Here is an 18,008-nt window from a genome sequence, read left to right on the forward strand (position 1 = left end):
ACCATGAATTTTTCGAAGAAGATACTCGCGGTCCTTGCCCTGCTGCCGGGCTTCGTGTTTGCGAACGAAGGCACGTTCCCGCTGGACCGCGCGCCGGAACGCAACGATATTGCATCGCTGCAAAACGGCGCCAAGCTGTTCGTCAACTACTGCCTGAACTGCCATTCGGCGTCGGCGATGCGCTACAATCGCCTGCGTGACCTGGGCCTGTCCGAGGACCAGATCAAGAACAACCTGTTGTTCTCCGGCGAGAAGGTGGGCGACATGATGACCATCGCGATGCGCCCTGCGGACGCGAAAGCCTGGTTCGGCGCGGTGCCGCCGGACCTGTCGGTGATTGCGCGCGCGCGCGCATCCGGCGCCGGTTCCGGTGCGGACTACCTGTACACTTACCTGCGTACTTTCTACAAGGACGATGCCCGCCCGACCGGTTGGAACAACATGGTGGTGCCGAACGTCGCCATGCCGCACGTGCTGTGGCAGCAGCAAGGCGTGCGCACTGCCAAGATGGTCGAGGAAGACGATCCGCACGAGCCCGGCAAGAAAGTGCACAAGTTCGCCGGTTTCGAGGAAGTCAGCAAAGGCGAATTGAGCCCGCAAGAGTTCGACGCCCAGGTGGCCGACCTGGTCGCCTACATGAGCTGGATGGCGGAGCCGGCCCAGGACCTGCGCAAGCGCCTCGGTGCGATCGTGTTGCTGTTCCTTGCTTGTTTCTCTTTCCTTGCGTGGCGTTTGAACGCTTCTTATTGGAAAGACGTAAAGTGATTTGATTGCCCGGTTATAATGCGGGCAATTATTATCCTGGGGTGAGCCGCTTGGCGCTTCACCCCTTTGTTTCTTGAAGGAACTATAAACCATGATGGTTCTCTACTCCGGCACCACGTGCCCGTTCTCCCAGCGCTGCCGCCTGGTCCTGTTCGAAAAGGGCATGGACTTCGAAGTGCGCGACGTGGACCTGTTCAATAAGCCCGAAGACATCTCGACGATGAACCCGTACGGCCAGGTGCCGATCCTGGTTGAGCGCGAGCTGATCCTGTACGAATCGAACATCATCAACGAGTACATCGACGAGCGCTTCCCGCATCCGCAGCTGATGCCGGCCGACCCGCTGATGCGCGCCCGCGCCCGCCTGATGCTGTTCAACTTCGAGAAAGAGCTGTTCGTGCACGTGAACACGCTCGAGAACGAACGCAGCAAGGTCGGCGACAAGAGCCACGACAAGGCACGCGCCGAAATCCGCGACCGCCTGACCACGCTGGCCCCGCTGTTCCTGAAGAACAAGTACATGCTGGGCGACGAGTTCTCGATGCTGGACGTCGCCATCGCACCGCTGCTGTGGCGCCTGGATCACTACGGCATCGAACTGTCGAAGACCGCCGCGCCGCTGATGAAGTACGCCGAGCGCATCTTCTCGCGTCCGGCCTACATCGAAGCGCTGACGCCTTCGGAAAAGGTCATGCGCCGCTAAGCGCCGCTTTAAGCCGCGCAGTCCAGCCGCACCGTTGCACGCCAGTTTCCGACGCCCTCCGGCGAATCGGATTACACTGGCGTGTAACAACTTGTAAGCACTCTGATCCTGAACATGCCAGACATCTCCACCAAGCCCTACCTGCTGCGCGCCATTTACGAATGGTGCACGGACAGCGGCTACACGCCTTACCTGGCGGTCAAGGTCGACGCCGCGACCACGGTTCCGATGGAATACGTGAAGAAGGGCGAGATCATCCTCAACATCAGCTACGGCGCCACCTCCGGGCTGAAGATGGACAACGACGCGATCACCTTCCGCGCGCGTTTCAATGGCGTTTCGCGCGAGCTGTACATTCCGGTGCAAAACGTGCTGGCGATCTACGCCAACGAAAACGGCCAGGGCATGGCCTTCGACGTCAGCACCACCGCGGCCGACATGGCCCCGCCGCCGGCGCCGCCGATCGAGCCGGCAAGCGCCCCCGCCCCGAGTCTGGCTGCCGTGCCAGGTAAAACGAATGGCGTGACGGCAGAGGTGTCGCATCTACCCGACGACAATGACGAGCCGCCCAAAAAAGGTGGTCGTCCGACGTTGACCAGGATCAAATAGAGGTATAATTCTGGCCACATTGCCGGCTTAGCTCATCAGGTAGAGCAGTTGATTTGTAATCATCAGGTGGCGGGTTCGAGTCCTGCAGCCGGCACCAAAGTATCACGCATCTAGCCCAGCCTTTTGGTTGGGCTTTTTGCTTTCTGCTCAGCGGGCGTGCACCGTAATCGCGTCGACGCCCTCCATGTTGCCGAACTCGAAGCGCACCGGCAAAAAGCGCTCGATCACTTCGGCATTGGTGCGCGCATGCATCGACACCTCGTCCACGGTGAAACCGCCGCCGCCGGCCAGCGCCAGCGGCAGCATCAGCTGGTCGCCCAGGTATTCGCTGACGGCCGCCTTCGTACACAGGTACTTGCGGGCGCGTTGCACCGCCTGGCGCGCGACGTTCTCGGCCGTGACCGATTTTTCGCCGAAGGCCGTGAACACCTCGGTCGTGTGCGCATATTCGAGGGTCAGCATCAGCGCGTTGCCGGGGCCCTGGTTGTCCGGCAGGCGCCGGGCCAGCAACTGCTCTTCGCCCCAGTTCATGGCCTTGCCGACGCACTCGAGTTCGCGCTGCGCGACCCGCGGCGGGATGCCGGCGATGAAGCATTCGGCGTACGCCGCCTTGCGCTCGCCGCGTTCCATCCAGCTGCGCGGCTGCAGCTGGGCGCAGGGGCGGACGGTGGCGACCACTTCGCCGCCGCCGGCCGGATAAAAGCCGAAGCGCTCCAGGTGCACGTCGACCTGCGCGCCCATCTCGGCCAGCAGGCGGCAGAAGGCGCGCTGCAGGAACTGTACCGGCGGCGCCATCGGATTATGGGTGCCGCCCGACAGGTGCAACGTCGACGGGCGGTCGGCGGTGAGCAGCGCCGGCAGCACGGTCTGCAGCACCAGCGTGCAGCTGCCGGCCGTGCCGATCGCGAAGCGGTAGTCGCCGCCCCGGATCGGTCCGGGCACGAACTCGAGCTCCTGGCTGCCGACCGTCGCGCCATTCACCTCTGCACCGCAGATCTGGCTGGCGGCCTGCACCGCCACCAGGTGCTGGCGCATCAGGCCGGGCTTGGCGCGGCGCGCGCGGATCTGCCGGATACGGAAGGGCCGCCCCGTGATCATTGCCAGCGTCAGCGAGGAACGCAGGATCTGGCCGCCGCCTTCGCCGGCCGCGCCATCAAGTTCGATCATGTTCATCCTTTCACGCAGACGATCTGCTTGAGCGTGTGTACCACTTCGACCAGGTCGCTCTGCGCCTGCATCACCGCGTCGATATCCTTGTAGGCCATCGGGATCTCGTCGATCACGCCTTCGTCCTTGCGGCATTCGACGCCTTCGGTGGCCTTGACCTGGTCTTCGATCGAGTAGCGGCGCTTGGCTTCGGTACGGCTCATGGTGCGGCCGGCGCCGTGGCTGCAGCTGTTGAAACTCTCCGGATTGCCCTTGCCCCGCACAATATAGCTCTTGGCGCCCATCGAGCCCGGAATGATGCCAAGCTCGCCGGCGCGCGCCGACACCGCGCCCTTGCGCGTCACCAGCACGTCCTTGCCGAAGTGCTGCTCCTTCTGCACGTAGTTGTGGTGGCAGTTCACCGCTTCGACGTGGGTCTCGAAAGGCTTGCTGATCACCGTACGCACCGCCGCGATCAGGTTCTGCATCATCACCTCGCGGTTCATGCGCGCGAACTTCTGGGCCCAGCCGACTGCCTCGACGTAATCGTCGTAGTGCTGCGTGCCTTCCTTCAGGTAGGCGAGGTCCTGGTCCGGCAGGTTCGCGAAGTGGGTGCGCATGTCCTGCTTGGCCACTTCGATGAAGTGACTGCCGATCGCATTACCGACGCCGCGCGAGCCGGAGTGCAGCATGAACCACACGAAGCCCTGCTCGTCCAGGCAGATCTCGATGAAGTGGTTGCCCCCGCTTTCCCTGATTGACATATGGTTGTCAAACCCCAACAATGAAGAAAATTCACTATAGAAATCAACGACCTACATGATATATGCCACCGACTCCCGTCAGATTAATGGATTGACAATTGTCAGCCACAGCCTTCTGCGGGCGTCCACTAAGGAGTGGCTTGAGCCCACTCATCTTTTCAAACGTATACGCGGGGCGGCACTAGCGGAAATCGTTGCTGAACTGAACAACCCAAAGGCAAAAGCTGCACTCTACTTTCGTCAACGGTCTTTGCTGATGTTCGACTGCATGCTTCGTGTCATCGACGAGCCTGCAATCAGTTCAGTGCTCGAGCTGGGAACCAAGAGGTTCGAGGAGCTTCAAGAAATTTTTTACGGTGCTCTAGCGTCGGATAAATTTAATGCGTTATCCACATCGTCACGCATCTCCTTCGCCCGCGCGTTCTACAAATTTTTTCTCGCCTTACAACACAAATTTGAAATTCGTATTGCAACTTTCACACCGAATTCAAACAAAAATTTACCCGTAGAGCTTGCTAACTTATTCGATAACATCGTTCTGAACAACGACGAGGTTGTAGATTTGAAGCCCTACCTTTTAACTGATAAAGCTGGGGAGGACTATAACGTTCTCTTAAAACCTATGGTTCCCCATTTAGGCCAAAATTTTACGACGCGATTCCATACCGTACTTCGTGCTATCGCTGTAGCGAAAGCTAAAGACACTGCGCTCCGCGACTTCGGAACCACTTTCTCAAGATATGTAGCAGCCCAGTCTTCGACAGAATTTCCAGTAACTGAAGCTAAGCTTAAAGACCGCGAGGTCGTCTACAGAATACTCGTGGAATTAATGACATATCATTTCAAGAAAAAATACAGCATGGAGAATAGCGGCCAGGAAGGGACAATGGCTAGCCTGCAAAAGCTATGGTCTCGATATGAACTCTATTGGCCCAACTTAGTGAAAGCAGGGATAGTCGCGGCGCCGCTACGCGGATTTCCGAAAGGTAAGCCGAGCCTCGTAAACGTGAAAGACGTTCGACATCAACGTAAGAGACGCAAGGCCGACTCTCCATCCGAGACAGAATCCAAAGCTGAATCAAACTGCGAGTTTAAGTCCGAGTTGGAGAGTGTTACGCACAAACTACTAACACCTGTACCTCTGCATCTGAGTGACGAAGCGACGACGCGCCTCATCTTTAAACAAATAACCAAAGACTTCGAAACCATTCAAAGTTGGCTCGACAATCATCTCGAGAAAATGTGGCAGCTTTATCAGCGCGGCTTGGCGCTAGCCGGCTCAGAATCTCATGTTATCGATAAGGAGAGGAAACTTGTTGACTTACTTAATCCAAAGAAGAATTCAAATGCGCTAATTGAAGCACTTCGATACTTTAAGCGTCAGCATGGCGGGTACGCAGATACAAATCGCGTCGCTACCGATGCATACCCAGACCGAGTTGCTCGTGGTGGTATAAGCAAGAGTCAACTTGCTCCACTCCTTGGGGTGCCTAATCGCGAAGACGCGATGGCCCTAATCGGTTATTTGGCCTCCGTAGATGGGAGATTCTCAGAATCAGCACTGGCGACAGCTGAGCTCCACGACCGGAAAGGCAATCGAATTAATGCTGTCAATACCGAAAACAACACGTTAACCCTCAGCGTATATAAGGACCGTGCAGGCAGCGCCGGCTGGCATGACGTCGTCATTTCTGGAAGAGCTTACGACCATGTGCAACGTTGGTTAGAGCTAACTGCGCCCTTACGAGCTTATATGGACGCTAACAAAATTGACGGTTCGCACAACCTCTTTATCTACGCGAGTAAGCCGCTGGGAAAGCCAACGTTTTTTACACGAACAAGCAACATAAACTCTGCATTTCGAGCATTCGCACAGCGCAATTTTATGGCACTAGGCGAACTTACTGACACTGTCACAATCCCGCGTATTCGCGCGCAGAGAGGCATCATCATTTTTCTCGAAAAGTTCGATGTTAGAGCTATGGCGCGAGAGTTGGGTAACGACGAAGACACTGCGATGCGCCATTACCTTCCGGATGCAATTTGGGACTACTTTACTGTTCGTTGGATTCGTATATTCCAAAATTTGCTTATTGTGGAAGCCACCAGGGGTACGCCGTATATGGAAAAAACCTTTACGTTTGATAACGCTACCGAACTTGATGAGTTCCTTAGAACTCATGCGCTTAACCCGCTGATTCCAGCAGAGGAAGCAGAAAGCGACGTGTCGTCTGAGAAAAGGAGCAGCATTAGCGATGCTGCTTCCTCGTCGGCGCCTAAGGTTCAGGAAATCATGGTCGCTGCAAGTCAGCCGATTTTCGCTGCGCTGCTCTCCGTTAAAGATGCTGTGAAACGCGCTCTTGATGTAGGCGATGAGGTTAATGCCAAAGCGCTTTATTGGTATGAATTTGCGAAACGTCTGCAAAACCATATCGAGAGCGATGCTTTCCCAGACCGAGGCATCAAGAAGCTTCTCAAAGCTGCAGCTGCCGAAATATGCCCCGACAACTACGTAAAAGTTATCCGTGCCTAATCTATTATCTGACGAGCTTTCTTTTATCAACGAATATTTGTTGGAGGATACCAATCCCGTTAAAGTAGGGTGGCTAGCAAACGCGTTCGAAGATAAGGTATGGCAGTGCCGTTTCGGAAAATATAACATATCAATAGATTCGAGATTACATTAGCAGACGGTTCACTCCTGACGCATAGCTCCAATGCGCCCCTTCTTGATGCGATAAAGCGCTACCTCTGTGCGCAGACCCATCCAACAGTTGTGGGAGTTGCAGTTCTGGCTGACAGCACTGGAAAAGCGTTACTCCAAAGAGCACTTCACATTGTGGACCATTTCCTTCTCAAGGGGAGCTTTGTTTGCGGCCGTAATTCAGAATTTCAGCAACTATCGAAGGACGAGGTGCACAACTTTATCGACACGCTGTCTGCCAGACGCTCAATAAAGACGAACATCTACGAACCTGAGCAGAGGATAGCCGACTTCATTCGAACGTTGAAGGTTACGTCCGATGAGTTGGAGCTGGCTAGGGTACGGACGCCGGCGATTTTCGACACTAGCGCATGTGAACTCCCGGATGGAGTTAGTGAAGAGCAGGTCTGGATTGCGCGTCTTTGGCTCTACACTAGGGACTTTTACTCGTCTGGAGCACATAATGAAGTCTTCAAATACTCCTTATCGGCGACTCGGCTACTCAAATTCCTTATCGGAAAAAAAGTACTTTCAAATCTCAAGTTCGACAATATGGAGCTTGACTATTTGGACTTTGAGCCACGCGAAGGCTTTGTACGCGAATTGCACGCAATACCCGTTCAGCCAGGTGGAGAGGATGAGCGGGCATCCACTGAGTACGTGCAAAGCTACATCCAGACACTGAACGTGATGAAAATCGACGCCCTTTCAGACTACTGCTTAGTGTCAGAGGATGCTCTGACAGCTTTGGACGAGAAAGAGGCGCTTAAGCATGGTCGATTGAAACCGAAGGGCCGGTTCGCTACTTTGCCGTTTGAAGTTGCCAACCGAAGCTTCAAGAGCGCTATTGAGTTCTATCTTGATTATGGTGAGGACCTAATCAGCTACTACTTAACTTTAGCAGAGCGAAATTGCCAGGATGAGGTACTCTTGGATGTACCGAAATCGCTTCAAAAGCTCGGCGTTAGGAAGTTCAAAAACACAGAAGTTGTAGCTAAAAGCTTCTTTAGAGAGCTTCGGAACGGTACAAGCTTGTATCAGATGCTGCAAGTCTTGCTCGGCGCGGTTATTGTCCTCGTTAACACTTTAATGGCGAGGCGTGCGGCTGAATTGCGAGGCCTCACGCGAGCTAGCATCGTAAAAGATGGCTTTTACTTTTTTCTCGCATTTGACTTGGGTAAGGCTAACCTTGGAGAGGTGCGAAAAACAGCACTGCGCCCTCTTCCCGCCATCGGCGCGGAGGCGCTAGGTCTATTGGCGCGATTAGGTGAGCGACTCAAGGGACTCGGATATGAATCGTCACCGACCCTATTTCAGCGTTTCAAGCTTGGGAAAAAGGCGAATTTCATCCCATACGGTACGACAAAGGGTGAAACTGAGTGGATAAGGTTATGCCTTGACCGGTTCTGTGATTACGTCCAAATTCCGTCGGATGTTCATGGCCATAGGTATTATGTTCGGAGCCACCAACTGAGACGCAACTTCGCGATGCTCTTTTTCTGGCAGGGAAATTTTGGTGGTCTCGAGGTGCTACGATACTTCCTTGGTCATCACAAACCCTCGATGACTTATCGATATGTGACAGAGTCAATGAAGGGAGCTGTCTTACGCCAGGTCAAGGCTACGGTTGCTGCCGGACTCATCAAGTCTGATAGCCCCGCTACGGAGTCCCTGGCTGAGTTCATCTGCAAGCGTCATGGCATCACCATGGATGACCTGCACATACTACCTGAGCTAGATGTCATAGCTTATGTCGAGGACCTTCTTAGTTCAAAAGAGGCCGAAATTGAGCCTGAATTCATTGATGGCCCCAACGGAGAGGAGTACAAAATTCTGTATAAGATTCGTGCCGTCAGTTCACCAGCAGGAGAGAACAATGTCTAACGGAGCGCGCGCGGTTGAAGTGGTATTTGGTGCTGAGCTTAACTCGCCGGCACGAAACTCGGTTCTAGCTGAGCTTCTTTTGCTCAAGGACTGCTGCTCTGACTCATCGAGTGTAGAGGAACAATTACGTAATTTGCTGTTGGATAAGCTCAAGAGCCAAGGGGGACTGGCAGCCCTTGAGTGGAGAGAGCGAGGCATTGTCAGCATGTCCTTGAATACGCAAAAGTGCGCTGCAGGAGACGTCATTGTCGGAGGGTTCAAGACGTTGGACTCTTACCGTAAGGCTGCTCTGGACAGGCTCAAACAACGCCTTATAGTCTCATCGCGGACTACCCGCGGCACAATCGAATGGTACAAGACAGAGTACCAGAGAAAGAATGCAGAAAATGACGCTTTGATTAATGAGATAAATCTACTCACTGGGCGGCTCAACGGCGTCCTCGAGTACGCGCGCAAACTCGCGGTAAAGGCTAACAAGTCGGAAGAATTTCTAGCCCTGCAGAGCGACCTATTAAGAAAATTTCCGGCTCGGTCGAAATAATGGCAAATTCTACGAAGCTATATAGCCTTACCTCGGATGAGTTCCAATATCCTTGGTCGATTTGGAAAGGAAAAGTGAATTTCAGACCTGGAAATGACATTCCACAGCTATTTTGGCCCGATGGTTCAGTATGCTGGCTCGCTAACCTTTACCTGCTAAAGGGTTTCAGAGAAGGCAAGTCAAGAAGAAACGGAGGCGGAACCTTGCTCACGTGGGCGAAAAATTTGACTCCATTTATCAGGTGGTGCTATGCGCATGAATGTGATTTCTTCGACCTCGAAGATTTGGATTTTGTTGCATTTGTGTCGCACATCAAAGATGAGACCATGGCGAGCGCGCCACACAAGAAGGCCCGTGGTTCTGGGCAAGTTAGAACCATCGCTGGGACCGTTATGAATTTCCTAGCTTTTATCGACTCTATCATGCCTGGGCTCAATCTGATTGGGCCAGAGGGTAAGGTTACCGCAACGCTCAAAGCCGTAGAAATTACAAAACGAGGAAAGAAGGTTAATCGCAAAGCTTGGACGCATGAGTGCCTTCCCAGGGGTAAACCGAGTAGAAGACGTCAGCCTATTTCAACCAAAGCGGTCGACAAGCTTTACGACGCGAATAATGCTTCAGCCGTTTCTTCATATGTTATGCGTCGACGCTTCATAATGTTGCGGCTTTTTGAGCTAACTGGAGGTCGTCGCGTTGAAGCCTCTCTAGTTAAGGTGAAAGATTTGTTAGAGGCGGAATATACTGGGAAGCTCCGCATTTTTTCGGCAAAACAGCAAGACGATGAGGCAGAGCGGTTTGTGCCGGTTACGAAAGCTGATTTAAAGGAAGTCCTGTCTTTTGTTAAACACTACCGAACATTAATTATAAGAAAAACCATCGGCGTAGCGAATGACCATGGCTATTTGTTTGTTAGTGTTGACAACGGCAAGCATTTGCAAGTAGATACACTTACCGCGGAGTTATATGCGATACGGAAACTCGCCGGAATCGATGATGAAGAAGCGTGCCTACACGCTTTCCGCCACCGCTATATAACCAATATATTTCGCGAACTTATTCGCACTCATCGATGTGAAAATTTAAGTGACCTGAAAAAAGCTTTGCTTTCAATGGAGACGTTAAAGCAACAAGTCATGGAGTGGACAGGGCACTCTAGCCTAGAATCCTTAGAGCGGTATATCCACCTTGCATTTGAGGTTGAAACGAACTTCAAGGATTCGTTGGATATTCTTCAGGCTAGCAAAGTAGTCGAGTCATTGCATTTCATCATCAAAGACTATCGAAGTCAGGCGCAAGCTAACGGCTGGACGCCCAAGCTGTTCCAAGAGTTTGGAAATGTAGTCGCGGCGGCCGAGCAGGAATTATTCAAACTGTTCGGCTCACAAAAGGCCAAAGAAGCCGGGACTGTCTGACGCTAGCTACTACATATCAGGAAGGGAGACCGCTAGACCATGATACTCAGCGTAGTACGGAAGAGGCAAGACTGCGGACACAAGCAAGCCACCACGTTGCTCATGCCGGCTATAATCAAAAAACAATTCGTAAATTTCGCCACGGCATTTTATATCCTGGTTACACTTCAACTACGCCGACTATTACCTTCTTCATTTCTTATGAAATACATAGAACTCAGTAATCAAAGCCTCTTCCCTTTTAGGAAAGAAGCCAAAATCCAAGCCGTGCGCTCTCAAAATGGCTTCCATAAATAGAGCGCTCAATATATATAGATGAAAAAGAATACCCTCTATATTGTAGTCATGTTGAGCCTCCAGCAACAAAGAGTTATGACTTGAATGGGCGTACATACTCAGGAGGTGATACTCTAGTTGCCCATATTTTTTGGCAAGTGGAGTAAACTGCAGTAAATCATTCCAACTTAGCTCGCCATTGACACCGACCCGCCATCGACCATTCCCTATCAACCTCTTACTTTCATCGCTTAACGTAGCATAAATAGGACTCGCCTCTATTTCAGATAACAAATTTCTTTTCTTCTCGCGGACTTGAGCAATTTCCTGCAGATATATGCTTTTCTGCCCCTCAAAGTTTTTCGTCAACTCAAAAGTTCGCTCGTTATCAAATATTCCAGATAGAGAGTAACACTTAAATTTGAATTCTATTTCGCCGGCATCATTTTCGGTCAGTACACCATGAGTAACAAGGTAGTTAAAAGTAAGATAAAGCTCATGGCAGGAACGAATAAGAACGTAAGTCGACTTGATATCAATATACGAGTACTCCGGGCTGTATAAATAATTAAGTCCGCGCGTTATCGAAAGAATAGTATTATACTGTTTAAAGAAAACTTTAAACATTCCGTAGTGGCTTACTTCGATTTCTGACATTTTCGACATTGCTTTCTCCAAGTGCCCATGCACTTTAGAAAGCATTGAAAACATTATCGAAGGCACCTCGTGATTTTGTATCTCATTGGTGTACCTCGTGAATTCCTCAATCGTTAAAGGCATATCTGCTCCTAGTTATTTTTATCTGTAACCATGGTCCATCAATCCGGAAATTACCACAAAAGACCGATGTCAATGTGTGGCATTGGCCGCTATGCCACTCTGTTATGCTCTGTCATTACCCATAACGAGGCCCATGGGAATCATTAACAACTTTTCGCGTTCTAAAGCGCTGCCCGCTGCACTTGGCTTGTAATTGCTAGTATTCTTCAGCTTGGATGTTTGCCGGCAAATGACAACGAGCTCGCTTTCAGCACCATCCAGCCTTAGTTGGTAGAGCCTGTCTGGGACGCACTAATGCGCCAAGGTATCTAGTTGGAGAAGGCTATCGTCGGAACCTTCGTTGGGGTCAAAGGTGAGTGGCGTTGCCGAGTCGATTTTCGCATCCAAGTCGTCGATGATGCTCTCGAGAGTCTCCAAGTCCTCGTTGGTCAGCTGTTCCTTTTGCACAATCTTGTTCGCTTGGGCTTCGAGTTCATAAGCTTGGTCTATCTCGACCTTACTTTCCGCCAGGGCAGACGTGTATGGTGCATCGGTATCGTCGTCGGACGCGCCGAGGAGTTTGTCGTACGCAGCCGACACATGGCTATCGACCTGGCCTAGGAGTGCACTGAGTCCATCGAGTCGGTTCTCTTGCTCAATAACATCATCCAGGTTCGCGGGCGCCGGCGGGTCCGGGTCGGCAGTTGTCGGGGCCGGAGTAACATTCAGGACTTCAGGCGCCGCTGCAGTGGCTTCATCCTGGCTCGGTTCGTTTTCCATCTATAAGCTCCTTCACGACAAATGACCTTTGAGAACAAGCTTTGATTCTGTTGCACGGCAGGTCATTATGCCGGCGTTGTCCAGTTCTGTCGGAGCGCCTCAACTCATCTCGCAGGAGCAGACCAAATACTTCTGACAGCGCGTAACCAGCCTCAAGGCAGGGGCTCGGCGGAGGAATTTGAACACTTGGCAATGCGCTCAGCAACGCTTTCGGTGGCCAGAGTGAAGCTTATGGAGTATTGCGAATGCGTACATAGTGCGCTGTGCGGGTCTCTCTAAGGTTAGCATTTCTCGGCGCGGTCCAGCTTCCGATGAACCAACGATGCAAGTGTCAATATATCGAGCGCATCCTGCTCCGAAATCGGCCACTCGACCTTTGGGTTATGAGCTAGCGGATTCCGAACGGTACCGAACAGCCCGACAACGAGGTTCACAAATCCACGTTGCTCCCCTCGTTCGGTTTCGGTCTGCAGGGAGTTGATGGCGAGTGGTGGCGCCCCGTCTTTGCTCAAACCAAAAGCACGTTGGACCAGGTCGGCACCATCTCCATCTAAACCAGAGAGAGCTCGAACTTTCGCGGCAATGCTCTTCGTCGCTTCGAAAACCGCATGGAAGTAGTTTTGGTCGAGCAGCTCGGCTCGGCAGAACTGCAGTACATGCGGGTGTACGTTTCGAGAGGTCAAAGCCGCAGACAGTCGGCTAGCTCGCCGTACCGCTTCGTCGACAGATTTCGCTGCTTGGACGCGTCGAATATGTCCATCCTCGCGTAACTCGTAGCCGGTCAATGAGAGGACCGCATTCAGCTTTTGCCGACGCTGATGAAACACTGTCTGGTTTTCCGTATATCGGACAGGGTTCATGGCCCGGGTGATGACCATCAGCAGGTGGTTGCCTACCCGCTTCTCGTTCTGAACGCTCGCTAAGGCGTTATAAAGGCGCTTCCACTTTGTATTGGACGTGTCTACGTCTGGAATTCCGGCGTCTCCCAGAATGAAGGCAATCTCAAAACCAGTCAGGCCGTCATTCGTGTCACCCAACACGCGCGCAACAGCTTCAATATGTTGGGACGAAAATGGCGCGATAGTATCCATGAGTTTAAGCTGCTTTGCGAAGCTCACAAGTTCGGTGAAATGCTAGATATGGCAAATGGGCCTGCTTCAGATGGCGAATGGTCCATTCCGTCGACACCCCCAGCTGTGCCTTAGCCGCCGCCGGCAAGGCTGCGGACACAAGTAAGCCGCCCTGGTCCGAGAATGAAATCCAGCCGCCATCGAATAGCGCATCAATGTGGGGAGCGAGCAGAAGCCCATTGAAAACGTCCAGCCTCTCATCGTCGCTCAGGCATTTAGCCCAGGGTTTGATGTGCGAAGCTCGCAGCAAGGCAGGCACGGCGAGGCCGGTGACGCAACAACGCCCCTGCCAGTAATCCATCAGCGCATTTCGAAATAGGTCTTGGCCTACACGCTGTACTACTAGGCGCTCCGCTTCAGTCGTTTGCGACAGGTATAGGGCCCCACGTCTGAACTGGTCTGCTACACGATTGGGCATAGTTCTAGCGACGGCTGAGGCACGTTGAAGCGTGGCATAGAGGTTGTCTAGGTCGGCCACGAGGAGGACACCACCGTCAGCGCCATCTAGCAGTGCCGGTGCAGAAGCTGAGACACAAAATCCGCCACCGCTGGCGTGCACAAGAACCACTTCGGGGAACTGGGCCGAGCGTAGCTCTAGCCCGCCATCATCTAGCAACAATGGTGTACGCTCAAAGCCGCAATCTGCGGCGGCCTTCTCCAGACGAAGACGCTCCAGCGGGGTCATGCCGTACTGTCCGCCAGCTTCTCGAAGCCTGCGCGAATAACCCGGGCAATAAGCGGCCGTCGCGCGGCCAGGAACTCGTCGTAGGCCATGCTCCACCAACCCTCAGGCAACGCGTGCCACTCACACATCCGAGCCAATTCATCGGTCGAAAAGCGCGCCGCATATTGGGGCCAATAGCTAGCTGGTGGTCCATCGGAGATAGCGATGTTGTCATCCCACTCTAGCAGCGCGAAGTTCGCTATCTGATTAATGTCGCGAATGCTGTCGATGCCCTGCTTCTTCAAGTAATGTTTAGGGAACAGGTGGTGACGCTCCAATGCCTTCTTCTGTCCATGCGCCGGCGGGTCTAACAGGTCAGCCACCGGGCTTTTCGAAAACAATGCACGCGCGCCCAACAGCGTTTGTGCCGCGTAAAAACCGAACAGCGCCGGACTGCGTCCCGCAGAGGTCGCAAGGTCCATAGGGAGCGTCTTGGTCCAGTAGTCGTCAGTGAGCGTAGCGATTTCCACTGCAGCTAAGCGTGTCAGGAACTGGTCGCCGGACTTGAGTTCGCGAAGCGCGGCTAAGTCCTGCTCCATCCGCGACTCCGGCGATGCAGTGAAACGACCGGTCAGAAGCGACATGTATAGCCAGCGCGCAATAGCATTCTTGAGTTGAAATCCCTCCACGCCATATTCTGTTCGTCCAAGTAAGTAAAGTTGGTAGGCAAACACTAACGCATTGACCGAACTAATGGTTTTCTCGCTACGGTAGCCCGCTGCTCGCACAATGTTGAGGAAGTCAGCCCAATAGGTGAGATTCAACACACGGGCCTGGGCACCCCGCAGCTTACTGAACTGACTGTCGCGTAGACCAGGACTAGCCTCGCCGGTCGCTAAATCTTTGCCACGTAGTAGTGAATACACATTTTCGAGCCGGGCACGCCGAAACGCCACTCCGACGTCTACACGCAGCAGATGGTCGGGGTCTGGTTGAAAGATTTGATTGAACGGGCTGGGCTGCCCCGCAGGAGCGGGCTGGCGCGCGGCGCGACAGAACTGCTCCAGCTCCGAACGACCATCGTCCCAAAAGACAGACATCAGGGTCAGGATAAAGTCCGACTGATTTAGCTTCTTGCCCTCGCTGTTGATGCGAACGAAAACATCCGCTACCTGCTCCTCGGTGCATTGTTGCGAGAGCTCCAGCGCAATAAAGGGGAAGTTCGTTAGGCCAGCCAAACGCCCAATCGCATCGGCAATCTTCTCTTCCTCGACATCGGAAACCTCGCGTGCTGCCGATAAACGCTTTAGATATTCGGCGATAGTTTTATGCGTAGGGCGGTTGAACACTTCGGAAATATCGACGATATACTCGGGGTCCCGCTCAGTGGTTGCATCAGGTACGGCGAAGGTGCCGCTCTGTGGTCGGAAAGCAATACGGATATGCTCACGCTCAAAGCTCTCTCGCAGTACAGCTTCACGCCTGATAACAGCATACAAAGACGTTAGACGCTGCTGTCCATCTACGATAAGTAGCGAAGGCGTTTTTTGCTTGTTCGAATCGCCGATGACTTTGGTATCGGCGCCCTCCGCTCCAGTTTGCCAGAACAGGAAATAGCCGACCGGGTAGCCGCGGTACATCGAGTCAAACAGGTCTCGTACTTTAGCATTTGCCCAAACAAAAGGACGTTGGATGTCAGGTAATCCAATGCGACCGAGGCCGATGTCATTAATGAGGCCGCCGAGGCTGTAGTGAACTTCTTTAAATAGAGTATCGGTCATAATCCCAAAAAATTTTATTTTTAATATCGGATTTAGCACTGCTCACAGTCATGGACATCGTCCTGCATAGTGCCGCTACATATGTCATTTTACTTTTTGTCATTCGAATCCCGGCAATACGGGCATAAGCTCTCGCTTAAACAAGAGCTTTTCATCACAGCCTGGCTCTAATTCTAGGACGATATCCGGTTCCCCACGGAGCTCTTCCGGCGGGGGCGAAGTAGTGGTCACGATGAATTGAAATGGGATGGCGCCGTTCCGGCTGAGCTGCTCTGCGGCCTCCGACACCACCAGAAAGAACTCTCGGTACAGGCGCTCGCTCATATCAGCCTCTCGTGGGCAGTCATGGACCAAGAAGCCGGGATGGCTGCTCGCTTCCGACGTGGCCGAGTCAAGCAAACAGGCGATGTCGCCCAGGAGCACTTCCAGTACCTGATACGCTTCACCACCACGCGAAACCTCAAACGGCCGAAGCTCATGGTCCGGCACAAATCGAGCATGCCCGGCAGCCCCGAGCAACCGCGTTGAAACACAGGAGGTCAAGGATTTGATTGCATCGGCACGAGAGGACTGCTGTAACCGTCTAACGCCTACCGAAGTTCGTAAGCTACCTAAGTCTGACTCGAGCTCCTGCTGGCGTTTTCGTGCTTGTAACAAATCTGGGGAGTCGATGCCTTGGACTCTTCGAGAATGCAATAACTGAAGTTCTTCCCAAGACCTCTTCAGAAGAGTGCGGGAATTTTCGCTCGTTGCGACTCGAACGTACAGCCTTCGCAACTCAGCCTTCTTGCCCGAAATCCGTTGAGATTGCGCGGATATTGCCGTTGTAGCGTTCTGGAATTCAAGTTCCAGTTGAGCCAGCTGCTGCGCAAGTTCCGAAGCGCTTGCCCGCACTTCTTTACCGTCGCGATGCCAGGTCATGCTGACCGCATCCTTTCGGTCTTGAATATGCCGACACATCGAGAACTCGACGTCACCGTGGTCACACCGGCCGCCGGCAAGTCCCTCTAGTCGGTCACGCAACGTGGTCAATCGCTCAAAGTCGGCACGGTTCGCGTTAAAGAGCGCCTTGGCGATACCCACCTCAAGCTCGGCCCGCCGCAAAACATTATTCAAACTGGCAAGACGAATTTGTTCCTGTGCGAGTTGCTCTTCGACCTGCTCGACCTCATGCTCTAAACGGTTTTCCTCTCTCTCCGCAGCTGCCAATGTGGCCTGCAAACGAGATTCGACTGATTGGCCAACGGTCGTCACGTGCAGCGGCTCGCCGTCATCGGCCCCAAGCCGGAAGCGCAACTGACGCTCGGCATGAGCGAGCAAAAACACCGGCGCACGCTCCAATTCAGGAATCCGTTCCTTACCTTGGTCGAACTCAACTTGTTTCGACTCAATTTCGCGAAGAAGCTTGTCCAGCCCGGTGTCGATGAGTCCTAATATGGAAGCGACGAACAGTGGTGGGTCGCGCCTCGGCCTCGGAAATCCAAGTCCTTCGCCGTCGCGCCAATGATAAAACCCGTCAAAACGAGTCCTCTGGTCTCTAATACACCAGGCCAGCAAATGGCGCCACTTGAGTGGCTGATTTGTGCCTGGTAGCGATTGCGCGGCAAGACGACCTATCGAAAATCGCTCCAGTGCCTTGAGGTATCCCGAGAAATCATTCGAAGTCCCCCCTTGAAGAAGCAACTGTAGCTCCTCGCACTGCGCAGCTAGCGAGTGACTGTAAGCGCTATAAGGTCGAAAGACCAGCCACGTCGCATCTTCAAGGTGGACCTTCGCTGCTACGCCTCCTTTGGGGAAACCTCCTACCGCCTTCTCGCGCAACGTTGCGATGGCAGGCGCATCATCCCCCAGCACATATCGCATCAGTAGACAGAGCGAGGTCTTCCCGACTCCGTGGCCTGCGCTGGTCAGGCCAGGGGACTCACTTGTGGCTGATTCCTTGGCCCAGACAATGTTAAGCCCCTGGTGCAGTTCAATGGCACGTGTCAGCACCAGTGGCTCGCGGGACTCCACAAGCCAAACGGTTTCAACCCACAGTCGTGGATGCGTCCGAACGGGTTTGTGCTCCTTGAGCCAGTGTGTCATCGTGT

The 18,008-nt window shown here is 53.3% G+C and carries 14 protein-coding genes, 1 tRNA gene and 1 pseudogene; 8 read left to right on the plus strand and 8 right to left on the minus strand.

Features of this window, described 5'->3' with window-relative positions:
- Positions 1 to 3 precede the first annotated feature (3 nt).
- The 4 genes from NX782_RS15940 (at position 4) to NX782_RS15955 (ending at position 2,174) form a co-directional block, all read left to right on the plus strand.
- Positions 4 to 765 carry a cytochrome c1 gene (locus tag NX782_RS15940; RefSeq protein ID WP_258846465.1) on the plus strand — a complete coding sequence of 254 codons (762 nt, stop codon included), beginning with the start codon at positions 4 to 6 and terminating at the stop codon, positions 763 to 765.
- Positions 766 to 856: 91 nt separating this feature from the next.
- Positions 857 to 1,468, plus strand: coding sequence for a glutathione S-transferase N-terminal domain-containing protein (locus NX782_RS15945; RefSeq protein ID WP_052234221.1), 612 nt, complete (start codon positions 857 to 859; stop codon positions 1,466 to 1,468).
- A gap of 114 nt (positions 1,469 to 1,582) precedes the next feature.
- Complete coding sequence (locus NX782_RS15950; RefSeq protein WP_258846466.1) at positions 1,583 to 2,077, plus strand: ClpXP protease specificity-enhancing factor; 495 nt, start codon at positions 1,583 to 1,585, stop codon at positions 2,075 to 2,077.
- A 21-nt stretch (positions 2,078 to 2,098) separates the two neighbouring features.
- Positions 2,099 to 2,174 (plus strand) — tRNA-Thr (locus NX782_RS15955).
- 50 nt (positions 2,175 to 2,224) lie between these two features.
- Here the strand turns inward: NX782_RS15955 and rtcA are convergent.
- Both rtcA and NX782_RS15965 read right to left on the minus strand, forming a co-directional pair.
- On the minus strand, positions 2,225 to 3,244 hold the full coding sequence (gene rtcA / locus NX782_RS15960; RefSeq protein ID WP_258846467.1) for an RNA 3'-terminal phosphate cyclase: 1,020 nt from the start codon (positions 3,242 to 3,244) through the stop codon (positions 2,225 to 2,227).
- Positions 3,245 to 3,246: 2 nt separating this feature from the next.
- Positions 3,247 to 3,966: pseudogene (locus NX782_RS15965) on the minus strand (RtcB family protein); the annotation flags it as partial.
- Between the two features lie 76 nt (positions 3,967 to 4,042).
- On the opposite strand from NX782_RS15965, the gene NX782_RS15970 reads away from it, so the two are divergent.
- From NX782_RS15970 to NX782_RS15985, 4 genes are all read left to right on the plus strand, one after another.
- Complete coding sequence (locus tag NX782_RS15970) at positions 4,043 to 6,520, plus strand: hypothetical protein (RefSeq protein WP_258846468.1); 2,478 nt, start codon at positions 4,043 to 4,045, stop codon at positions 6,518 to 6,520.
- 381 nt (positions 6,521 to 6,901) lie between these two features.
- The gene (locus NX782_RS15975; RefSeq protein WP_258846469.1) at positions 6,902 to 8,575 is read left to right on the plus strand and encodes a site-specific integrase; all 1,674 of its coding nucleotides are present in this window, start codon (positions 6,902 to 6,904) and stop codon (positions 8,573 to 8,575) included.
- On the plus strand, positions 8,568 to 9,116 hold the full coding sequence (locus tag NX782_RS15980; RefSeq protein ID WP_258846470.1) for a hypothetical protein: 549 nt from the start codon (positions 8,568 to 8,570) through the stop codon (positions 9,114 to 9,116). Before NX782_RS15975 ends, NX782_RS15980 begins: the two co-directional genes overlap by 8 nt.
- 74 nt (positions 9,117 to 9,190) lie before the next feature.
- Entirely contained in the window at positions 9,191 to 10,528 is a 1,338-nt protein-coding gene (locus NX782_RS15985) for a tyrosine-type recombinase/integrase (RefSeq protein ID WP_258846471.1), read from the plus strand.
- Between the two features lie 192 nt (positions 10,529 to 10,720).
- Here the strand turns inward: NX782_RS15985 and NX782_RS15990 are convergent, their stop codons facing one another.
- The 6 genes from NX782_RS15990 to NX782_RS16015 form a co-directional block, all read right to left on the minus strand.
- On the minus strand, positions 10,721 to 11,584 hold the full coding sequence (locus NX782_RS15990) for a DUF5677 domain-containing protein (RefSeq protein WP_258846472.1): 864 nt from the start codon (positions 11,582 to 11,584) through the stop codon (positions 10,721 to 10,723).
- Positions 11,585 to 11,875: 291 nt separating this feature from the next.
- On the minus strand, positions 11,876 to 12,343 hold the full coding sequence (locus tag NX782_RS15995; RefSeq protein ID WP_258846473.1) for a hypothetical protein: 468 nt from the start codon (positions 12,341 to 12,343) through the stop codon (positions 11,876 to 11,878).
- Positions 12,344 to 12,624: 281 nt separating this feature from the next.
- On the minus strand, positions 12,625 to 13,434 hold the full coding sequence (locus NX782_RS16000) for a TIGR02391 family protein (protein WP_258846474.1): 810 nt from the start codon (positions 13,432 to 13,434) through the stop codon (positions 12,625 to 12,627).
- Positions 13,435 to 13,438: 4 nt separating this feature from the next.
- Complete coding sequence (locus NX782_RS16005) at positions 13,439 to 14,158, minus strand: HNH endonuclease (RefSeq protein ID WP_258846475.1); 720 nt, start codon at positions 14,156 to 14,158, stop codon at positions 13,439 to 13,441.
- The gene (locus NX782_RS16010) at positions 14,155 to 15,918 is read right to left on the minus strand and encodes a GmrSD restriction endonuclease domain-containing protein (RefSeq protein WP_258846476.1); all 1,764 of its coding nucleotides are present in this window, start codon (positions 15,916 to 15,918) and stop codon (positions 14,155 to 14,157) included. Before NX782_RS16010 ends, NX782_RS16005 begins: the two co-directional genes overlap by 4 nt.
- 99 nt (positions 15,919 to 16,017) lie before the next feature.
- Positions 16,018 to 18,003, minus strand: a complete 1,986-nt coding sequence (locus NX782_RS16015; protein ID WP_258846477.1) for a hypothetical protein — start codon at positions 18,001 to 18,003, stop codon at positions 16,018 to 16,020.
- Between the last annotated feature and the right edge of the window lie 5 nt (positions 18,004 to 18,008).

It is taken from the genome of Massilia norwichensis (assembly GCF_024753245.1).
Classification (GTDB): Bacteria; Pseudomonadota; Gammaproteobacteria; order Burkholderiales; family Burkholderiaceae_D; genus Telluria; species Telluria norwichensis.